A 14,304-nucleotide genomic window follows, 5' to 3' on the forward strand; every position below is an offset into this window, starting at 1 on the left:
TTTTCCCCCGCTGGGGGGCCGCCACCCGCGGCCCCCCGGGGGTGAGAGCGGCGTGTCGCGACCAGCGAACGGCAGCGGCGGCCCGGGATTCTGCTCAGAGCGGATCCGCTCGCGCGGGTCCGGAGAGCGTGCCTAGCATGACGCCATGACCCAGCCGCAGGAGGATCCCCGTCCGGACCGCACGCCGACCGGGCCGGAGAGGCTGTGGCGGTCCGTCGTGGGCGAGCTGCTCCGCGACGCCCGTGCGGACCGCGGCGAGACGCTCGTCGAGACCGCCCGCCGCGCGGGTGTCTCCCCGCAGTACCTCTCCGAGATGGAGCGCGGGCGGAAAGAGGCGTCCAGCGAGATGCTCGCCGCCGTCTCCGGCGCCCTGGACCTCACGCTGCGGGATCTGACCCTGGGCGTCGCCGAGCGGATCGCGGTCGGATCCGCCGCGCCGGCCGGCACGGTCGCCCAGCCGGCGGTGGTCCGCGCGGCCTACGCGCTGGCCGCCTGAGCCGCGCGGGTCGGCGCGTCGACCGCCTGGGTGACGACGTGGTCGACGAGCCCGTACTCGCGCGCGCCCTCCGCTGTCAGCACCAGGTCGCGGTCCGTGTCCGCGCGCAGCCGCTCGGCGCTCTGCCCGGTGTGCCGCACCAGGATCCGCTCCAGGTCGCCGCGCACCCGCACGACCTCCTCTGCCTGCAGGATGAGGTCCGGGATCGTGCCGCGACCCTGCGCGGCCGGCTGGTGCAGGATCACCCGGGCGTGCGGCAGCGCGGCGCGCTTGCCCGCGGCGCCCGCGGCCAGCAGCACGGCCCCGACCGAGACGGCCTGCCCGACGCAGAACGTCGCGACATCGGAGCGGATGAACCGCATCGTGTCGTACAGGCCGAGCATCGCGCTCGGATCGCCGCCGGAGCAGTTGATGTAGAGCTGGATGTCGCGGTCGCTCCCCGTCGCGTCCAGGTGCAGCAGCTGTGCGACGAGAACGTTCGCGACGTCCGCGTCGAGCGGGGTGCCGAGGTAGATGACCCGCTCGGAGAGCAGGTGCGAGTACACGTCGAGGACGCGATCTCCGCGGGGCGAGGTCGCGATGACGTTCGGGACGAGTAAGGACGGCATGTCAGGCTCCTTCTGCGGTCAGGCCGATGCTCCGGCGGGTGACGGGCGGCATCACGGCGGCGAAGTCCGCGGTGATCTCGTCGATGAAGCCGTAGGCGAGGGCCTCCTCGGCGCCGTACCAGCGGTCGTGCAGCGAGTACTCGAAGACGCGCTCGACGGGCTGGCCGGTGTCCTCGGCGATGAGGCCGAGCACGGTGTCGCGGGTGTGCCGCAGGTCGGCGGCCTGCAGCTCGACGTCGACCGCGCTGCCGCCGATGCCCGCGGATCCCTGGTGCAGCAGGATGCGGCTGTGCGGCAGCGCCCTGCGTTTGCCCTTCGTGCCCGCGGAGAGCAGGAACTGCCCGGCGCTGCAGGCGAGGCCGAACGCGACGGTCGCGACGTCGCAGGGCACGGTGCGCATGAGGTCGCGGATCGCGAGCATCGCCGGGACGGATCCGCCGGGGGAGTGGATCCACACGGTGACGTCGGCGACCGCGTCGTCGGCGGCGAGGGCGAGCAGCTGAGCCATGAGCAGTACGCCGTTGTCGTCGTCCAGGACCCCGTCGAGGACGAGGATCCGGCGCGCGAACAGCATGCGACGCGTGTCGGCGTCGAAGAGGTTGCGGGGTGCGTCATCGGTCATGTCCCCAGCGTGCGTCGCGCCGGCCTCGGGCGCAGCCGGATCCGCCCCAAGCGGATCAGCCCACGGCGGATCGGCCCCTGTCCCCGAGCCTGTCCAGGGGCCGGATCCCGGCTCAGCGACCGCCTCCCCGCGCGCCCCTAGAATCGGGGGATGGTCGCATTCACCAAGGGGCAGGGCACCGGCAACGATTTCGTCATCATCGCCGACCCGGACGGGGAGATCGACCTGCGCGCAGACCAGGTGGCCGCGCTCTGCGACCGTCATTTCGGCATCGGCGCGGACGGTGTGCTCCGGGTCGTGCGTTCGAAGGCCCTTCCGGAAGGCGCGGCGGCGCTCGCCGAGAACCCGGACGCCGAGTGGTTCATGGACTACCGCAACGCCGACGGCTCGATCGCCGAGATGTGCGGCAATGGCGTCCGCGTCTTCGCGCACTACCTGCTGCGCGCGGGTCTCGCCGAGATGGCGGACGGCGGATCCCTCGCGATCGGCACGCGCGCGGGTGTGCGCGATGTGACCCGCAGCGAGGACGGCTACCGCGCCGACATCGGCCGCTGGCGGCTGTCCGGCGAGGATCCTCTGGCGCGGGCGACCGGCCTGAGCGTGCCGCGCCCCGGCCTCGGCATCGACGTCGGCAACCCGCACGTCGTGGTCGCGATCGCCTCCGATGCGGAGCTCGACGGCCTGGATCTCGCGAAGGCCCCCGAGCTCGCCCCGATGCCCGAGCACGGCGCCAACATCGAGTTCGTCGTGCCTGCCGAGCCCCTCGTGCAGGACGGTGTCGGGCACGTCCGGATGCGCGTGTTCGAGCGCGGCGTGGGCGAGACCCTCAGCTGCGGCACCGGCATCGTCGCGACCGCGCTCGCCGTGCGGCACTGGGCGGGCGCGGGCGCGCCCGACGAGTGGCGGGTCGAGGTCCCCGGCGGCACGCTCGGCGTCCGCGTCGTCTCGCGCGAGGACGGCGAGCACGCCCTCCTCTCCGGCACCGCGCAGCTCTCCTACCGCGGCGAGATCGACCTCGCGTGACGCCTGCGCGCCGACGCCCGGCGTGAGCCGGGCGGACGTCTGCCGGGCGCTACGGCAGGACGATGCCCTCGGTGCGCGGCGTGCCGTGACGGCGCACCTTGAGCACGCGGAAGCCGCGGCCCGTCGCCGTGCGATACACGCTGTAGCCGTCGTCGAACGTCGACGCGAGCCAGCGCTGCAGCGAGTCCGCGCCGAGGTTGCGGCTGATCACGAACCAGCCGTCCGCACGCTCGTCGAGCCGGGGGATCCACCGCTCCAGCAGGCCGTGCAGCTCGCTCTTGCCCACCCGGATGGGCGGGTTGGAGCGGATCGTGCGGAACGAGACGTGCTCGGGAACATCGTCCGGGGTGACGGCGTTGACATTGTCGAGGCCGAGCGCCGCGGCGTTGCGCCGCACCAGATCGAGGGCGCGCTCGTTCACGTCGACGGCCCAGACCGTGGCATGCGGAGAGGCGACCGCGAGCGACAGGGCGATCGGGCCCCAGCCGCAGCCGAGGTCGAGCAGATGCCCGCCCGGGGGCGACGGCGGGGTGTTCGAGAGCAGCACGGAGGTGCCGACGTCGAGATGATCGGGACTGAAGACTCCCGCGGCGGTGGTGAGTTCCACCTCGCGGCCCGCAAGCACGACCCGGATCCGACGGAGGTTCTCAGGGCTTGCGGGGGCCGCAGTGAAGTAGTGGTCGGACCCCATGCAGCGAGCGTAGCGGACACTCACAGCTAAAGTTAAGGCGCCCGCCTCATTCGACGGGCACGAGAAAGGTGCGGATGACGCAGTCCACGACACACGACGAACACGGCGACGCGGTGGAGCGCGTCCTGGCGGCGGGGGAGCGGCGTGCGGAATCGCACGTGTTCGGATCCGCCCAGGCGCTGCAGGACGCGACGACGGCCGGTCACTCCTCCGCCGACGGCGAGCAATGGGATCTCGAGGAGCGGCACGCCCTGCGCCGCGTGCCCGGGCTCTCCACCGAACTTCAGGACGTCACCGAGGTCGAGTACCGGCAGCTGCGCCTGGAGAACGTGGTGCTCGTCGGCGTGTACCCGCAGGGCGCGCAGGACGACGCGGAGAACTCGCTGCGCGAGCTGGCCGCGCTCGCCGAGACGGCCGGCGCCGTGGTCCTCGACGGACTGCTGCAGCGCCGCCCGCACCCCGACCCGGCGACCTACCTCGGCCGAGGCAAGGCGCAGGAGCTCAAGGACATCGTGGCCTCCGTCGGCGCCGACACCGTCATCGCCGACACCGAGCTCGCCGCCAGCCAGCGCCGCGCCCTCGAGGACGTCGTCAAGGTGAAGGTCATCGACCGCACCACTGTGATCCTCGACATCTTCAGTCAGCACGCCAAGAGCCGCGAGGGCCGCGCCCAGGTCGAGCTCGCGCAGCTCGAGTACCTGCTCCCGCGGCTGCGCGGCTGGGGCGAGTCGATGAGCCGCCAGGCCGGTGGCCAGGTCGGCGCCGGCGGCGCGGGCATGGGATCGCGCGGTCCCGGTGAGACGAAGATCGAGCTCGACCGCCGTCGCATCCGCACCCGGATGGCGATGCTGCGCAAGCAGATCCGCGACTTCGCGCCGGCCCGAGAGGCCAAGCGCGCCGAGCGCCGCCGCAACACGATCCCCTCGGTGGCGATCGCCGGGTACACGAACGCCGGCAAGTCGAGCCTGCTGAACGCGCTCACGAGCGCCGGCGTGCTCGTGGAGAACGCGCTGTTCGCGACCCTGGATGCGACGGTCCGCCGCTCCGAGACCGCGGACGGCCGCATCTACACGCTCACCGACACGGTCGGCTTCGTGCGCAACCTGCCGCACCAGCTCGTCGAGGCGTTCCGCTCCACGCTCGAGGAGGTCGCCGACGCCGACGTCATCGTGCACGTCGTCGACGGATCCCACCCTGACCCGGCCGGTCAGATCAAGACCGTGCGCGACGTGATGGGCGACGTCGGCGCGCGGAAGCTCCCCGAGATCGTCGTCTTCAACAAGGCGGACCTGATCGACGAGGACGAGCGGATGGTGCTGCGCGGCCTGGTGCCGGGCGCGCACTTCGTGTCGTCGCGGTCCGGCGAGGGCATCGCCGAGCTCCGCGCGACGATCGACGAGATGCTGCCGAAGCCGGCCGTGGAGATCCGCGCCGTGGTGCCGTACGACCGGGGAGACCTCGTCGCGGCGGTGCACGAGACGGGGCTGCTGCTCGAGGTCGTGCACGAGGAGGGCGGGACGCGGATCCACGCCCACGTCTCCGAGCGTCTCGCCGCGGAGCTCGCGCCCTTCGCGGACTGACGTGTCTCGTCGCACGTCGTGCGACGAGACACGTGCGCAGGCGGCGCGGGATCTGTCAATATACCGGTATGAGACGCGCCGCCTCGGCTGTGGTGACGGTCCTGCTCGCCCTCTCCGCACTCGCCTTCGCCGCGGCTCCGGCGGCAGCCGCGACCGGCACGCCGTGGGCGGACTGGACGCCGATGTCCGGCAGTCCCGGGGCGTACACCGGCGGTCTGCAGATCGCGTCCCCGCAGCTTCGTGCCACGTACACGAGCGACTCCCGCGGCGGATCCGTCGGGGTGATCTCGGGCGCCAGCACCTGGCTCTCGGCGGCGACGCCGGTCGGGCAGAAGTACGGCAGCAGCCGCGACCAGCAGTACCTGAACCTCCGTCCGCGCGCGGACACCCCGACCGCCCCGTCGGAGACCACGTACACGTTCGCGCACGCGACGACGGCGTCCGGCTGGACGTTCGTGCTCGGCGACATCGACGCCGACAAGGTGCAGATCGCCGCTCTCGGGCCGGACGGGCACCGGCTCACCGCCGCCGAGCTCGGCTTCCGCGGCGGCTTCAACTACTGCGCCACCGGCGCCCCCGGCGCGCCGTCCTGCACCGGCGATCCGGCCGACGTGCCGAGCTGGGACCCCGCGACCGCGACCCTCACCGGCAACCTCGGGGCTGTCGACACGAGCGGCGCCGCCGCATGGTTCGAGCCGAACACCCCGGTCTCCTCACTGACCTTCGCTTTCACCCGCCGGGCCGGGTTCCCCGTGTACCAGACCTGGTTCGCTGCGATCACCCGGACCGTGTCCGGCACGGTCACCGACACCGGCGCCTCCGCCCCGTCGGCGGGCACCACCGTGCGGCTCGTCGCGCCGGACGGCACGGTGATCGGCCAGACCGCGACCGCCCCGGACGGCACCTACTCCTTCGCCGATGTCGTCGCGGCCGACGGCTACACGGTCGAGATCGCCCCGCCGCCGGGCAGGATCAGCGACGCGCCGCGCGGCACGGTCGACGTCACGAACCAGGACGGCACCGTCGACTTCTCGGTGCGCGACATCGTGCCGGTCCCGGTCTCCGGCACGGTGAAGGACACGCACGGCACTCCGATCGCCGGCGCGACGGTCGTGCTCGACGGCGGCCGCACGGTCGTCACCGACGCGACCGGCGCCTACCTCCTCGACGATGTCCCGGTCGGCCCGCACGTCCTCACCATCACCCCCCAGGCCGGGTACACGCTCATCTCCTCTCCCGCGCCGTTCACCGTCCCGCTGGGCAGCACGACCCCGATCACGGGCCAGGACTTCGTGCTCCGGGCGCCGCCGACCATCTCCGGCACGGTCGCCGTGGCGGGCACCGGCATCGGCGGCGTGCTCGTCACGGCGAACGGCCCGGGCGGGACCGTGCAGGCCGTGACTGCGGCCGACGGCACCTACGCGTTCCCGAAGAGCCCGTCCGGCGACTACACGGTGACGGTCGCCGCTCCGCAGGGATACGACGTCGTCGGATCCGGATCGCGCACCGAGACCGTGGGCGCGGGGGACGTCACCGGTGTCGATTTCGCGCTCTCCCGGCTCGGATCCGTCGCCGGCACCGTGACCGAGGGAGGCGGCGCGCCGCACGCCGGTGCGACCGTGTCGGTCGCGGCCCAGGGCGGCCCTCTGACCGCCACGACGGCCGCCGACGGCACCTACGAGCTGGGCGACCTCGCTCCGGGCGACTACACGATCGACGTGACCGTTCCGCCCGGCTTCACCGGCTCGACCCCGACCAGCCGCGCCTTCACGATCACCGCGGCCGGCGAACTGATCGACGGGCAGGACTTCGTGCTCGCGCCGGCGCAGGTCGCGCCGGATCCCGACCCCGCGCCCACGACGACCTCGCCGGCGGCAGGCGGTGGCAGGGTGAGCGCCCTCGCGCCCACCGGCGCGGATCCGCTGCCGGCGGTCGGCGTGGGGCTGGCCCTGCTGCTGGCGGGCGCCGCGGCGCTGGTCCTCGTCCGTCGACGGCGTGCCTGAGATTTCGGATCGGCACCGCACGGCCGGGCGTGGAATGGCGGCGGGGTCGAAACCGTTGTACTGTGTGATGCTCGGGCGCTTCGCGCGCCCTCTGACAAATCCACAGTGCGACAGCGGCTCCTTCGAGAGAAGGAACACGGGGCTGATCGGTTTCGACAGCGCCTGTGAATCTACGAGAAGCGGGCCGAGGATGCAGGGTTATCTCGTGAACGCTCCCTGCGAACCAATAAGTGCCAACGTTAAGCGCACTGACTTCGCCCTCGCTGCCTAAGCGAGCCCGATAGTCCGTCAGACCGTATGTGATTCCGATACGGATCCTGGCGTCATCTAGGAATCTTGCTGTGTGATGGCGTCTGGACGTCACGCGGGACTCTTCCCAGGCTGGGCTTGTCGACTTAGGTGTCTGTGACAAAGGTCGGAGCCGAGCAGAACGTCTGCACAGACTGCGCCCGGAGAAGGCGTGGAGACTCAGCGTTGGACGGGGGTTCGATTCCCCCCAGCTCCACAATGGCCGCTGTCGCATGGTCGGATTTGCCGCATGAAACCGCCCCGATCCCTTACGAGAGTAGGGGAGCGGGGCGGTTTTGCGTTGGTCGGCTGATAGGGCATAAGACGGCACGAAACGGCACCTGCTGGCTATAGTTAGCCGCGAAATAGACAGGCTGGCTATCCGAGGAGGGGCACCGTGGGACGTGGCAAGGGCTGGGGATCCGTCGAGGGCAAGCCGAAGGCGTACCGGATCCGCTACACGGTCGCGGGGAAGAAGTACACAGGCGGCCGGACGTTCGCGACCATCGGCGACGCACGCGCCGCGCTCGCGAAGATTCACACGAGCGTGATGGACGGCACCTGGCAACCGCCCGCCGTCGTCAAGGCTGAGGCCGCGAAGGCACGGGCCGCGGAGGCTGCGCGTTCGGTCACAGTCGCCGAGGCATCCGAGAAGTGGCTCGCGTGGAAGGGCGCGGAGCACACGCGCCGGAGTGGCCGCGTCGTGCCCGGTCTCCGCGAGTCCACGATCATCACTTACCGGAGCCGGATCAAGGCGAACGCGCTCCCGTGGCTGACGCCGGACGGCGTGCCGTTCGGCGAGCTGGCTATCTCGGCCGTCACACAGGAGCACGTTGACGCGCTCGTGAAGTCGCTCCAGGCGAAGACCTCGCGCTACTCCGACAAGGGCAACGGCGTCGCGTCGTGGGTCGCGGCGAACCTCCGGCAGATGTTCGACGATGCCGTCTATCTCGGTTGGCTCGACGCGGTGCCGACCGTGCCGCAGCCGCTGCACACGGCCGTACGCGAGAAGGACGACCAAGACGACTACGTTGCAACGCGCGACGAGGTGGAGGTGCTGTACGAAGCTATGCCGGATCGGTGGCGGCTCGCGGTGTACCTCGGCGTGTGGTGTCAGCTCCGGCTCGGTGAGGTGCTGGGGCTCCGACGGCAGGATGTGAGGTGGACGAAAGGCGGCAAGCCCTCGGCGGCGAAGGACGCGGACGCGGCGACGCTGCTCGTCCGGACGCAGATCAGCACCAAGACCGGCAAGCGCGGGCCGCTGAAGACCAAGGCCTCGCGCCGTGATCTCGCGGTGCCCGCTCGGATGCTCGACGCGCTCCGTGGTCACCTCGGGAGCCACACCGAGCCGGGCTCCGGGTCGCCGATCCTCACGAGCGTGAGCGACCGTTCGGAGCCGTTGCCGTCATCGGTGCTCGACCGCACCTGGCGGAAGGTTCAGCGCGCGGTGATGGGCCGCGACGACTTCACGTTCCACGGTCTGCGCCACACGGGCCTGACCTTCTATGGCCAGCTCCCCGGCGTGACGTTCGCCGAGCTACAGAACCGCGTTGGGCACTCTGACCCGAAGGTGACCATGCGATACTTCCACCCGTCGTCCGAGCGGGACCGCGAGTTGGCCGCGCTGCTCTGACGCGCCGCGCGGGGGAGATCTACCTCAGCGGCCCCGGCTCACGGAATCACGCGGCCGGGGCCGTCGTCGTGCTCGCCGACCGGCTATCCGGACGCCTATTCGTATCTCTGGCTGATCAGGGGGCATCCCCCTCTAAGGGTGTAAGTTGCCTGGTCAGACGGCAAATACGGTTTGCGCGGGCAGCTTGCCGCAGGATAGTGTGTCGGACAGAGACGCGGAGCCGTCGAATGCTTCCTTCCACCGGGCTGGCACCTCGGTGGCGACAGAACACGTGAGCCGCCACGGGCGCATTCTGCGCTGGCCGTGGCAAGGCAAGGAGACCCGGCCGCGGGTCGGCCCTTCCAGTCATTACGACTGAAGGAACCGACATGGCTGTGAAGCCCAACACGAAGACCGCCACGGCGAAGCGCTGGGGCACGAAGGCTGACTATTGCGGCGCGTGGGGGATCGACCTCACCACGCTGGACCGCCTGATCCGGGGCGGATACGTCGAGGCGGTGCGCCTCGGTCCGCGCATGATCCGCGTGAACCTCGACAGCGGCACGACGCCCATCGAGGTGATCTGACCGATGCGGGCAATGAGGAAGCCCGCCGAGCTGGGGCGGCTCGACGGGCTGGAGAACGACACGTCTACGGGCACCACGGTAGCGCTCGCATCGCTGGCGGCGCGTACGGGCGGTGATCGCTCGTGAGCTGGGAACGTGACCACGGAGACTGTGACGCCCGCATTGCCGCGCTGGAAGCGCGGATCGCGGCTCTGCTGGAGGATCTGGAGGCGGCCGGTATCGCGGTGAGCGACGACGCGCACGGCGCCGCACAGAGCTACCGGCTCGTCAACGGCGTGCCGACGCCGGTTCCCCACCCGTGGGAGAACGGGGGCGCATGGTGAAGACGAAGCAGGAGCTGGAGGAGCACCGGCGTCAGCGCCGCATGCTCATCGACGCGCCGGAAGAGTTCTGGAACGCGCGGCCGGTGCTCGCCGCGATCCGGGCGAACGCGATTCGGACACTCACGGCTCCCGAGGCGCTGCTCGGCGCGGTGCTCATGCGAGCGCTCGCCGTGGTGCCGTGGGAGGTCACCTATCGGTCATCGGTCGGCGTGCGTACCTCGCTGAACGCGGCCGCCGTGCTCTGTGGCAAGAGCGGCGGCGGGAAGACCATGCTGGAGAGTGCCGCGCGTGAGGCGGTGACGTTCCCCGAGGAGCCGCGCGGGTTCTCGGCTGTGCGCTCCGGTGAGGCCGTCGTGGCGACGCTCGTCGGCTGGCAGAAGGGGGAAGACAAGCGGCCCTATCCGGGTTGGCTGCACGAGGACCACGCCGTCAGGGTGTACTTCGACGAGGTGGGCAAGCTGGCGCAGCTCGGCGGACGTCAGGGCTCGACGATCCTGGAGTACCTGAAAGAGGGAGTCAGCGGGTCCGATCTCGGCGGGCAGCGCTCGGACGGCACCGGCCTGACGGCAGCCGCGGGGGAGTACCGCGCCACGTTCACCGTGGCGGCGCAGCCGGAGCGCGCCGAGGTGCTGCTGAACGAGGACGCCGTGGCCGGAGGTCTGCCCGGCCGGTTCCTCTGGTTCTGGCTGCACACCGACGAGCGGCTGCCGGACGATCTCACGCCGGTGGAACCGTTCGCGGTGCCGTCGGTCGCGTGGGAGTTCGCGCTCGACGACGTGCCCGAGGTGGTCGCGCTGCCGGAGATGGACGCCGAGCACCGCGAGCACAAGCACCGCGCCAACCGGGGCGATGTGAGCGCCATCGATGGTCACTCGCTGCTCGTGCGCGTGAAGGTCGCCGTGGCGCTCATGGTGCTGGACGGCCGCGCTGCGCTCACCTCCGAGGACTGGATCCTCGCGAACGCCGTCATGGGGCACAGCGACCGCACTCGGGAGCGGATGCAGCAAGCCGAGACCGACCGCGCACGGCGTGCGACCGAGCGTCAGGCGGATCTCGCCGTGGCGCTGGAGGACCGCGCCGAGCGCCGTAAGGAACAGACCGTGCTCGACCGCATGGAGGTTCTGATGAAGGGCGGACTCACGTTCCCGCAAGCGCAGCAGAGGCTGAACGGGAATCAGAAGACGATCCTCCGGGATCTGGTCGCGCGCGGGATGGTAACCGCGTGATCGCCGAAATGCGCCGATCGGTGGCGGCGGAGGTGTGCTCTCCCGCGTCACCGGGCGGCGGCGGGATCCGGTCGCGGAACCGTCCTAGAACCGTCCTAGTAGGACGACGTTTCCCGCGGAAATACGCGAAAAGGACGCCAGGACGTTTCGTCCTGAGGGGGTCTCCTATCAACGACGGGATACCGCTCTCTTTCATGTATTTCCGGGAAAGGGATAGGGGGGTAGGACGTTTCGTCCTTTCGTCCTACCGCAGCTCGTCGGCAGGGTCCGAGGACGGCCGAGCGGCGCGCTCGCCGCGGTGCGGGATGCCCGGCCGCGCGTCCGACCCGCTCCCGGCATGGCGGAAGGACGGCAAGCCCCGAGCCCGAAACCGGTTCGCCGGGCCGTGTCACGTCTGCGGCCACTGGCTGGAGCCCGGCGAAGGGTGCCTAACGGGCGGGCCGGGGCGCTGGCTGATCGCGTGCGCGGAACGTCTGAGCCCGAATGGCAACGACACGCGAGGCCGATCATGAGCGCGGCTGTGGTCCGGCTCGATTCGTCGGCCGAGACCGTACTGGTCTGGTGTACGGAGTGCTCGTATCGCGTGCTGCTCCCCGCTGTGCGCCGCGCCGAGGCTGAACGGCTGAAGCACGAGCACACGCTCACCGAGGCGGCGACGCGGACGCGCGAGGGGCGACGGCCCCGCGGCCGACCGCTGATCGCACGGCGTGAGCCGGGGGAGCGGGATCGTCGCACGGCGGCGCTCCGTGACGCGCTGCTCCGGATCGTCGCCGACGAGAATGAGCCCATCGGCCGCGCGGTGATCGTCGCGCGCCTCGGGTGCCTCGGCGTCGAGTGGACGAGCGCCGCGCTCGCAAGACGGCTCCGCGAGCTTGTCGCGGACGGCGCGCTCGCCGCTGACGGTTACGGCCGCTGGATGACCTACCGCGCGCTCTGACTGGCCCGCGGAGATTCGGTACAGCGAATGAGCGGGCCGGATCTCCGCGGATTCACGCGGCACGGCGTCCGTGGAGCGGCTATCCGCTGGCTAACGGTTCGGAGCCCGAGCGTTCCTGAGAGTTTCCCGATAGTCGCTCGCCGCGTACCCGCGACGCGCGGGCACACGCGGTCTTCTGCCCGCGGACACCCGATAACCGGGCCTCCCGAGCCCGGCGCGACGCGCCGCATACGGTCACCCATAGACGGACAGAGCCCGTCACGAAGGGAGACGACATGACCGGGGAGCTGCTGACGTACAGCGGCGCAGCCCATCGGACGGGCCTCAGCGTCCGCACCCTGGAACGCGCCGTAGCGCGCGGCGAGCTGGAGGCCGTGCGCCTCGGGCGCTCGGTGCGCATCGACCCGTCCAGTCTCGACGCATGGGCGCGCCCCACGGCGACGCGGGAAGGCCTGACGACGTGAGCGCGCCCGAGGAGGTCGCCGAGCCGACGACGCGCGTCGTCGCATGGCGCGCCGATGAGACGGACCCGGCGAGCCCGCTCGTGATCGAGCTGCGGAGGCTCACCGATACCGAGGCGGCTGCTCTGCCGCTCGGCGAGATCGACGCGAGCGCACTGATCGCGCCGACCACACTGGGCGCGCTCGACTACGCGCTCTTTCAGGCGATGCGCTCGCCACAGACCACCGAGACCACCAACAGCAAGGAGACGAACCAATGACCGATCCGAACAACTACGCGACCTGCGACGGCGCGTGCAGCGAGAAGCGTCGCGACGTGAGGCCGCGCTACATGGCTGTGACGGACCTCTACGGGTCCACGGCGGAGACGCTCGACGTGCGCTTCCTCAACCTCTGCGACGAGTGCACGGCGAACCCCGGCCCCGGCTGCCGGGACATGACCGGCACGCTCGCCGACCCGACCGTCCGCGAGGCGCTGGGCGGTGCGCTCTTCGAGGAGGCGGTCAACTCGTGGGAGAAGTTCGGCCTCGTGCCCGGATCCGGTGGACGCCAGGCTCGTCCGGCGCTGCTGCCCGGGATCCGTGAGCGGATCGCTGAGCTGATGGGGGTGACGGCATGATCGGAATCCCCGAGGAGATCGCCGAGGCCGACCGGATCCTTTCGCAGGCGCTCGGCGTGCCCGCCGCTCCGGGGCGGAACGAACAAGAGTCCGAGCAGGATCGCGACGCGCGGGTGCTCGCCGAGGCGATGGGCATCCAGGCCGAGGAGGCGAAGCCGTGACCGAGGAGACGCCCGCCGAGCCGCCGCGCGTCACGGTCTACGCGAATGGCGGGGCCGCGAGGCCGGTCGAGGCGCGCCAGCCGACGATCCCGCGCTGCTCGCCGTGGTGCTCGTGTTCGGTGTGCCAGGACTCCCGGGACCTCGAAGCCGGAAGGCCGCTCCGATGAGCGCGAGGAGTCACAGCCGAGACCGTCGCCGGGACAAGGCGCGCGAGGCGCGTCGCCGCAAGCTGGCCGGTCACTCGCTCGCCGCCGCGCTCGCGGAGCGGAGCCGTCTCAAGCGCGAGGCACGCCGTCATCGTGAGGAAGGCGCATCGTGACCGGGACGCGCCGCGAGCGGCTGATGGGGGCGCTCATCGGTGGCAGCTCGGTCGCGGAGGCGGCGCGTGAGGTCGGCATCCCCCGCACGACGGCGCACCGCATGGTGCACGCCGACGACTTCGACGCCGAGTTGCGCGAGCACCGCGCCGACATCGTGAACAGTGCGATCATGGCCGCCACAGGCTCGGTGTCGCGCGCCGTACGTGTCCTGGACTCGATCATGATCGACGAGGCCGAGCCCTCCTCTGTGCGGGTCTCGGCGGCGCGTGCGCTGCTCCAAAGCGCGGGCGGCTGGGTCGCGATCATCGACACCGTTGAGCGCGTCGAGCGGCTGGAGCGTCTGCTCACGGATGCCGACGCGGCACGCGATCCGCTCGCCGCGGTCGGCACGGTACGGAGGTCGGCATGACCGTGGCTCGACGGCTGAGCGGCCTGGAGGAGATGGGCGGCTCGGATCGCTCGATGCCGTTCCTGGTGATTCTCCGACCGCTCGACGGCGCGCACGTCGCGCGAGAGAGCTACTGGGGGAGGGATGCCGTCGAGCGCGACGTGCCCGACCTGGACGCCTACCTCGCCGCGCTCCCGGCTGACGTGCCCGTCGTGATCGACGATCTCGGAGCGCGCGACACGCCCGAATAGGCAGAAAATAGACGGATTCGTCCGTTCGAACAGGAAAACACCTGATCAGAGACGGAGCATCCGAGATTCCCCCCAGCTCCACATCGAGCTCTGCTCGTCAGAACCGCG

Annotated in this window: 18 protein-coding genes and 1 other RNA gene; 16 read left to right on the forward strand and 3 right to left on the reverse strand. The window is 71.1% G+C overall.

Going from position 1 to position 14,304, the window contains the following annotated elements:
- Positions 1-145: 145 nt before the first annotated feature.
- On the forward strand, positions 146-496 hold the full coding sequence (locus RBR11_RS00820; RefSeq protein WP_308487393.1) for a helix-turn-helix domain-containing protein: 351 nt from the start codon (positions 146-148) through the stop codon (positions 494-496).
- Here the strand turns inward: RBR11_RS00820 and RBR11_RS00825 are convergent.
- Positions 478-1,104 carry a ClpP family protease gene (locus RBR11_RS00825; protein ID WP_308487394.1) on the reverse strand — a complete coding sequence of 209 codons (627 nt, stop codon included), beginning with the start codon at positions 1,102-1,104 and terminating at the stop codon, positions 478-480. The two genes, RBR11_RS00820 and RBR11_RS00825, sit on opposite strands and share 19 nt — an antisense overlap.
- 1 nt (position 1,105) lies before the next feature.
- Complete coding sequence (locus RBR11_RS00830) at positions 1,106-1,726, reverse strand: ClpP family protease (RefSeq protein WP_308487395.1); 621 nt, start codon at positions 1,724-1,726, stop codon at positions 1,106-1,108.
- Positions 1,727-1,876: 150 nt separating this feature from the next.
- On the opposite strand from RBR11_RS00830, the gene dapF reads away from it, so the two are divergent.
- On the forward strand, positions 1,877-2,749 hold the full coding sequence (gene dapF, locus RBR11_RS00835; protein WP_308487396.1) for a diaminopimelate epimerase: 873 nt from the start codon (positions 1,877-1,879) through the stop codon (positions 2,747-2,749).
- Positions 2,750-2,798: 49 nt separating this feature from the next.
- Here the strand turns inward: dapF and RBR11_RS00840 are convergent, their stop codons facing one another.
- Positions 2,799-3,440 carry a class I SAM-dependent methyltransferase gene (locus RBR11_RS00840; protein WP_308487397.1) on the reverse strand — a complete coding sequence of 214 codons (642 nt, stop codon included), beginning with the start codon at positions 3,438-3,440 and terminating at the stop codon, positions 2,799-2,801.
- A 74-nt stretch (positions 3,441-3,514) separates the two neighbouring features.
- Between RBR11_RS00840 and hflX the strand changes: the two genes are divergently transcribed.
- From hflX to RBR11_RS00910, 14 genes are all read left to right on the forward strand, one after another.
- Positions 3,515-5,020: a GTPase HflX gene (gene hflX / locus RBR11_RS00845; protein WP_308487398.1), complete on the forward strand. Its 1,506-nt coding sequence runs from the start codon at positions 3,515-3,517 to the stop codon at positions 5,018-5,020.
- 68 nt (positions 5,021-5,088) lie between these two features.
- Positions 5,089-7,023 (forward strand): MSCRAMM family protein, encoded by a 1,935-nt coding sequence (locus RBR11_RS00850; RefSeq protein ID WP_308487399.1) that lies wholly within the window; start codon positions 5,089-5,091, stop codon positions 7,021-7,023.
- Between the two features lie 138 nt (positions 7,024-7,161).
- Positions 7,162-7,531: a transfer-messenger RNA gene (gene ssrA, locus RBR11_RS00855) on the forward strand.
- A gap of 177 nt (positions 7,532-7,708) precedes the next feature.
- The gene (locus RBR11_RS00860) at positions 7,709-8,944 is read left to right on the forward strand and encodes a tyrosine-type recombinase/integrase (protein WP_308487400.1); all 1,236 of its coding nucleotides are present in this window, start codon (positions 7,709-7,711) and stop codon (positions 8,942-8,944) included.
- A 368-nt stretch (positions 8,945-9,312) separates the two neighbouring features.
- Positions 9,313-9,510 (forward strand): hypothetical protein, encoded by a 198-nt coding sequence (locus tag RBR11_RS00865; protein WP_308487401.1) that lies wholly within the window; start codon positions 9,313-9,315, stop codon positions 9,508-9,510.
- Positions 9,511-9,632: 122 nt separating this feature from the next.
- A complete protein-coding gene (locus tag RBR11_RS00870) occupies positions 9,633-9,833 on the forward strand; it encodes a hypothetical protein (RefSeq protein WP_308487402.1) in 201 nt (66 codons plus the stop codon).
- Complete coding sequence (locus RBR11_RS00875) at positions 9,827-11,059, forward strand: hypothetical protein (RefSeq protein ID WP_308487403.1); 1,233 nt, start codon at positions 9,827-9,829, stop codon at positions 11,057-11,059. Before RBR11_RS00870 ends, RBR11_RS00875 begins: the two co-directional genes overlap by 7 nt.
- A gap of 508 nt (positions 11,060-11,567) precedes the next feature.
- On the forward strand, positions 11,568-11,996 hold the full coding sequence (locus tag RBR11_RS00880; RefSeq protein WP_308487404.1) for a hypothetical protein: 429 nt from the start codon (positions 11,568-11,570) through the stop codon (positions 11,994-11,996).
- A gap of 275 nt (positions 11,997-12,271) precedes the next feature.
- Positions 12,272-12,460 (forward strand): helix-turn-helix domain-containing protein, encoded by a 189-nt coding sequence (locus RBR11_RS00885; RefSeq protein WP_308487405.1) that lies wholly within the window; start codon positions 12,272-12,274, stop codon positions 12,458-12,460.
- Positions 12,457-12,717, forward strand: a complete 261-nt coding sequence (locus tag RBR11_RS00890) for a hypothetical protein (RefSeq protein WP_308487406.1) — start codon at positions 12,457-12,459, stop codon at positions 12,715-12,717. The genes RBR11_RS00885 and RBR11_RS00890 overlap by 4 nt, the downstream gene beginning before the upstream one ends.
- The gene (locus RBR11_RS00895; RefSeq protein WP_308487407.1) at positions 12,714-13,076 is read left to right on the forward strand and encodes a hypothetical protein; all 363 of its coding nucleotides are present in this window, start codon (positions 12,714-12,716) and stop codon (positions 13,074-13,076) included. Before RBR11_RS00890 ends, RBR11_RS00895 begins: the two co-directional genes overlap by 4 nt.
- Positions 13,073-13,237: a hypothetical protein gene (locus tag RBR11_RS00900; protein WP_308487408.1), complete on the forward strand. Its 165-nt coding sequence runs from the start codon at positions 13,073-13,075 to the stop codon at positions 13,235-13,237. Before RBR11_RS00895 ends, RBR11_RS00900 begins: the two co-directional genes overlap by 4 nt.
- A gap of 315 nt (positions 13,238-13,552) precedes the next feature.
- Positions 13,553-13,966: a hypothetical protein gene (locus tag RBR11_RS00905; RefSeq protein ID WP_308487409.1), complete on the forward strand. Its 414-nt coding sequence runs from the start codon at positions 13,553-13,555 to the stop codon at positions 13,964-13,966.
- On the forward strand, positions 13,963-14,196 hold the full coding sequence (locus tag RBR11_RS00910) for a hypothetical protein (RefSeq protein WP_308487410.1): 234 nt from the start codon (positions 13,963-13,965) through the stop codon (positions 14,194-14,196). The genes RBR11_RS00905 and RBR11_RS00910 overlap by 4 nt, the downstream gene beginning before the upstream one ends.
- Positions 14,197-14,304 lie beyond the last annotated feature (108 nt).

Origin of the sequence: Microbacterium capsulatum, assembly GCF_030865425.1 — a bacterium.
GTDB lineage: Bacteria > Actinomycetota > Actinomycetes > Actinomycetales > Microbacteriaceae > Microbacterium > Microbacterium capsulatum.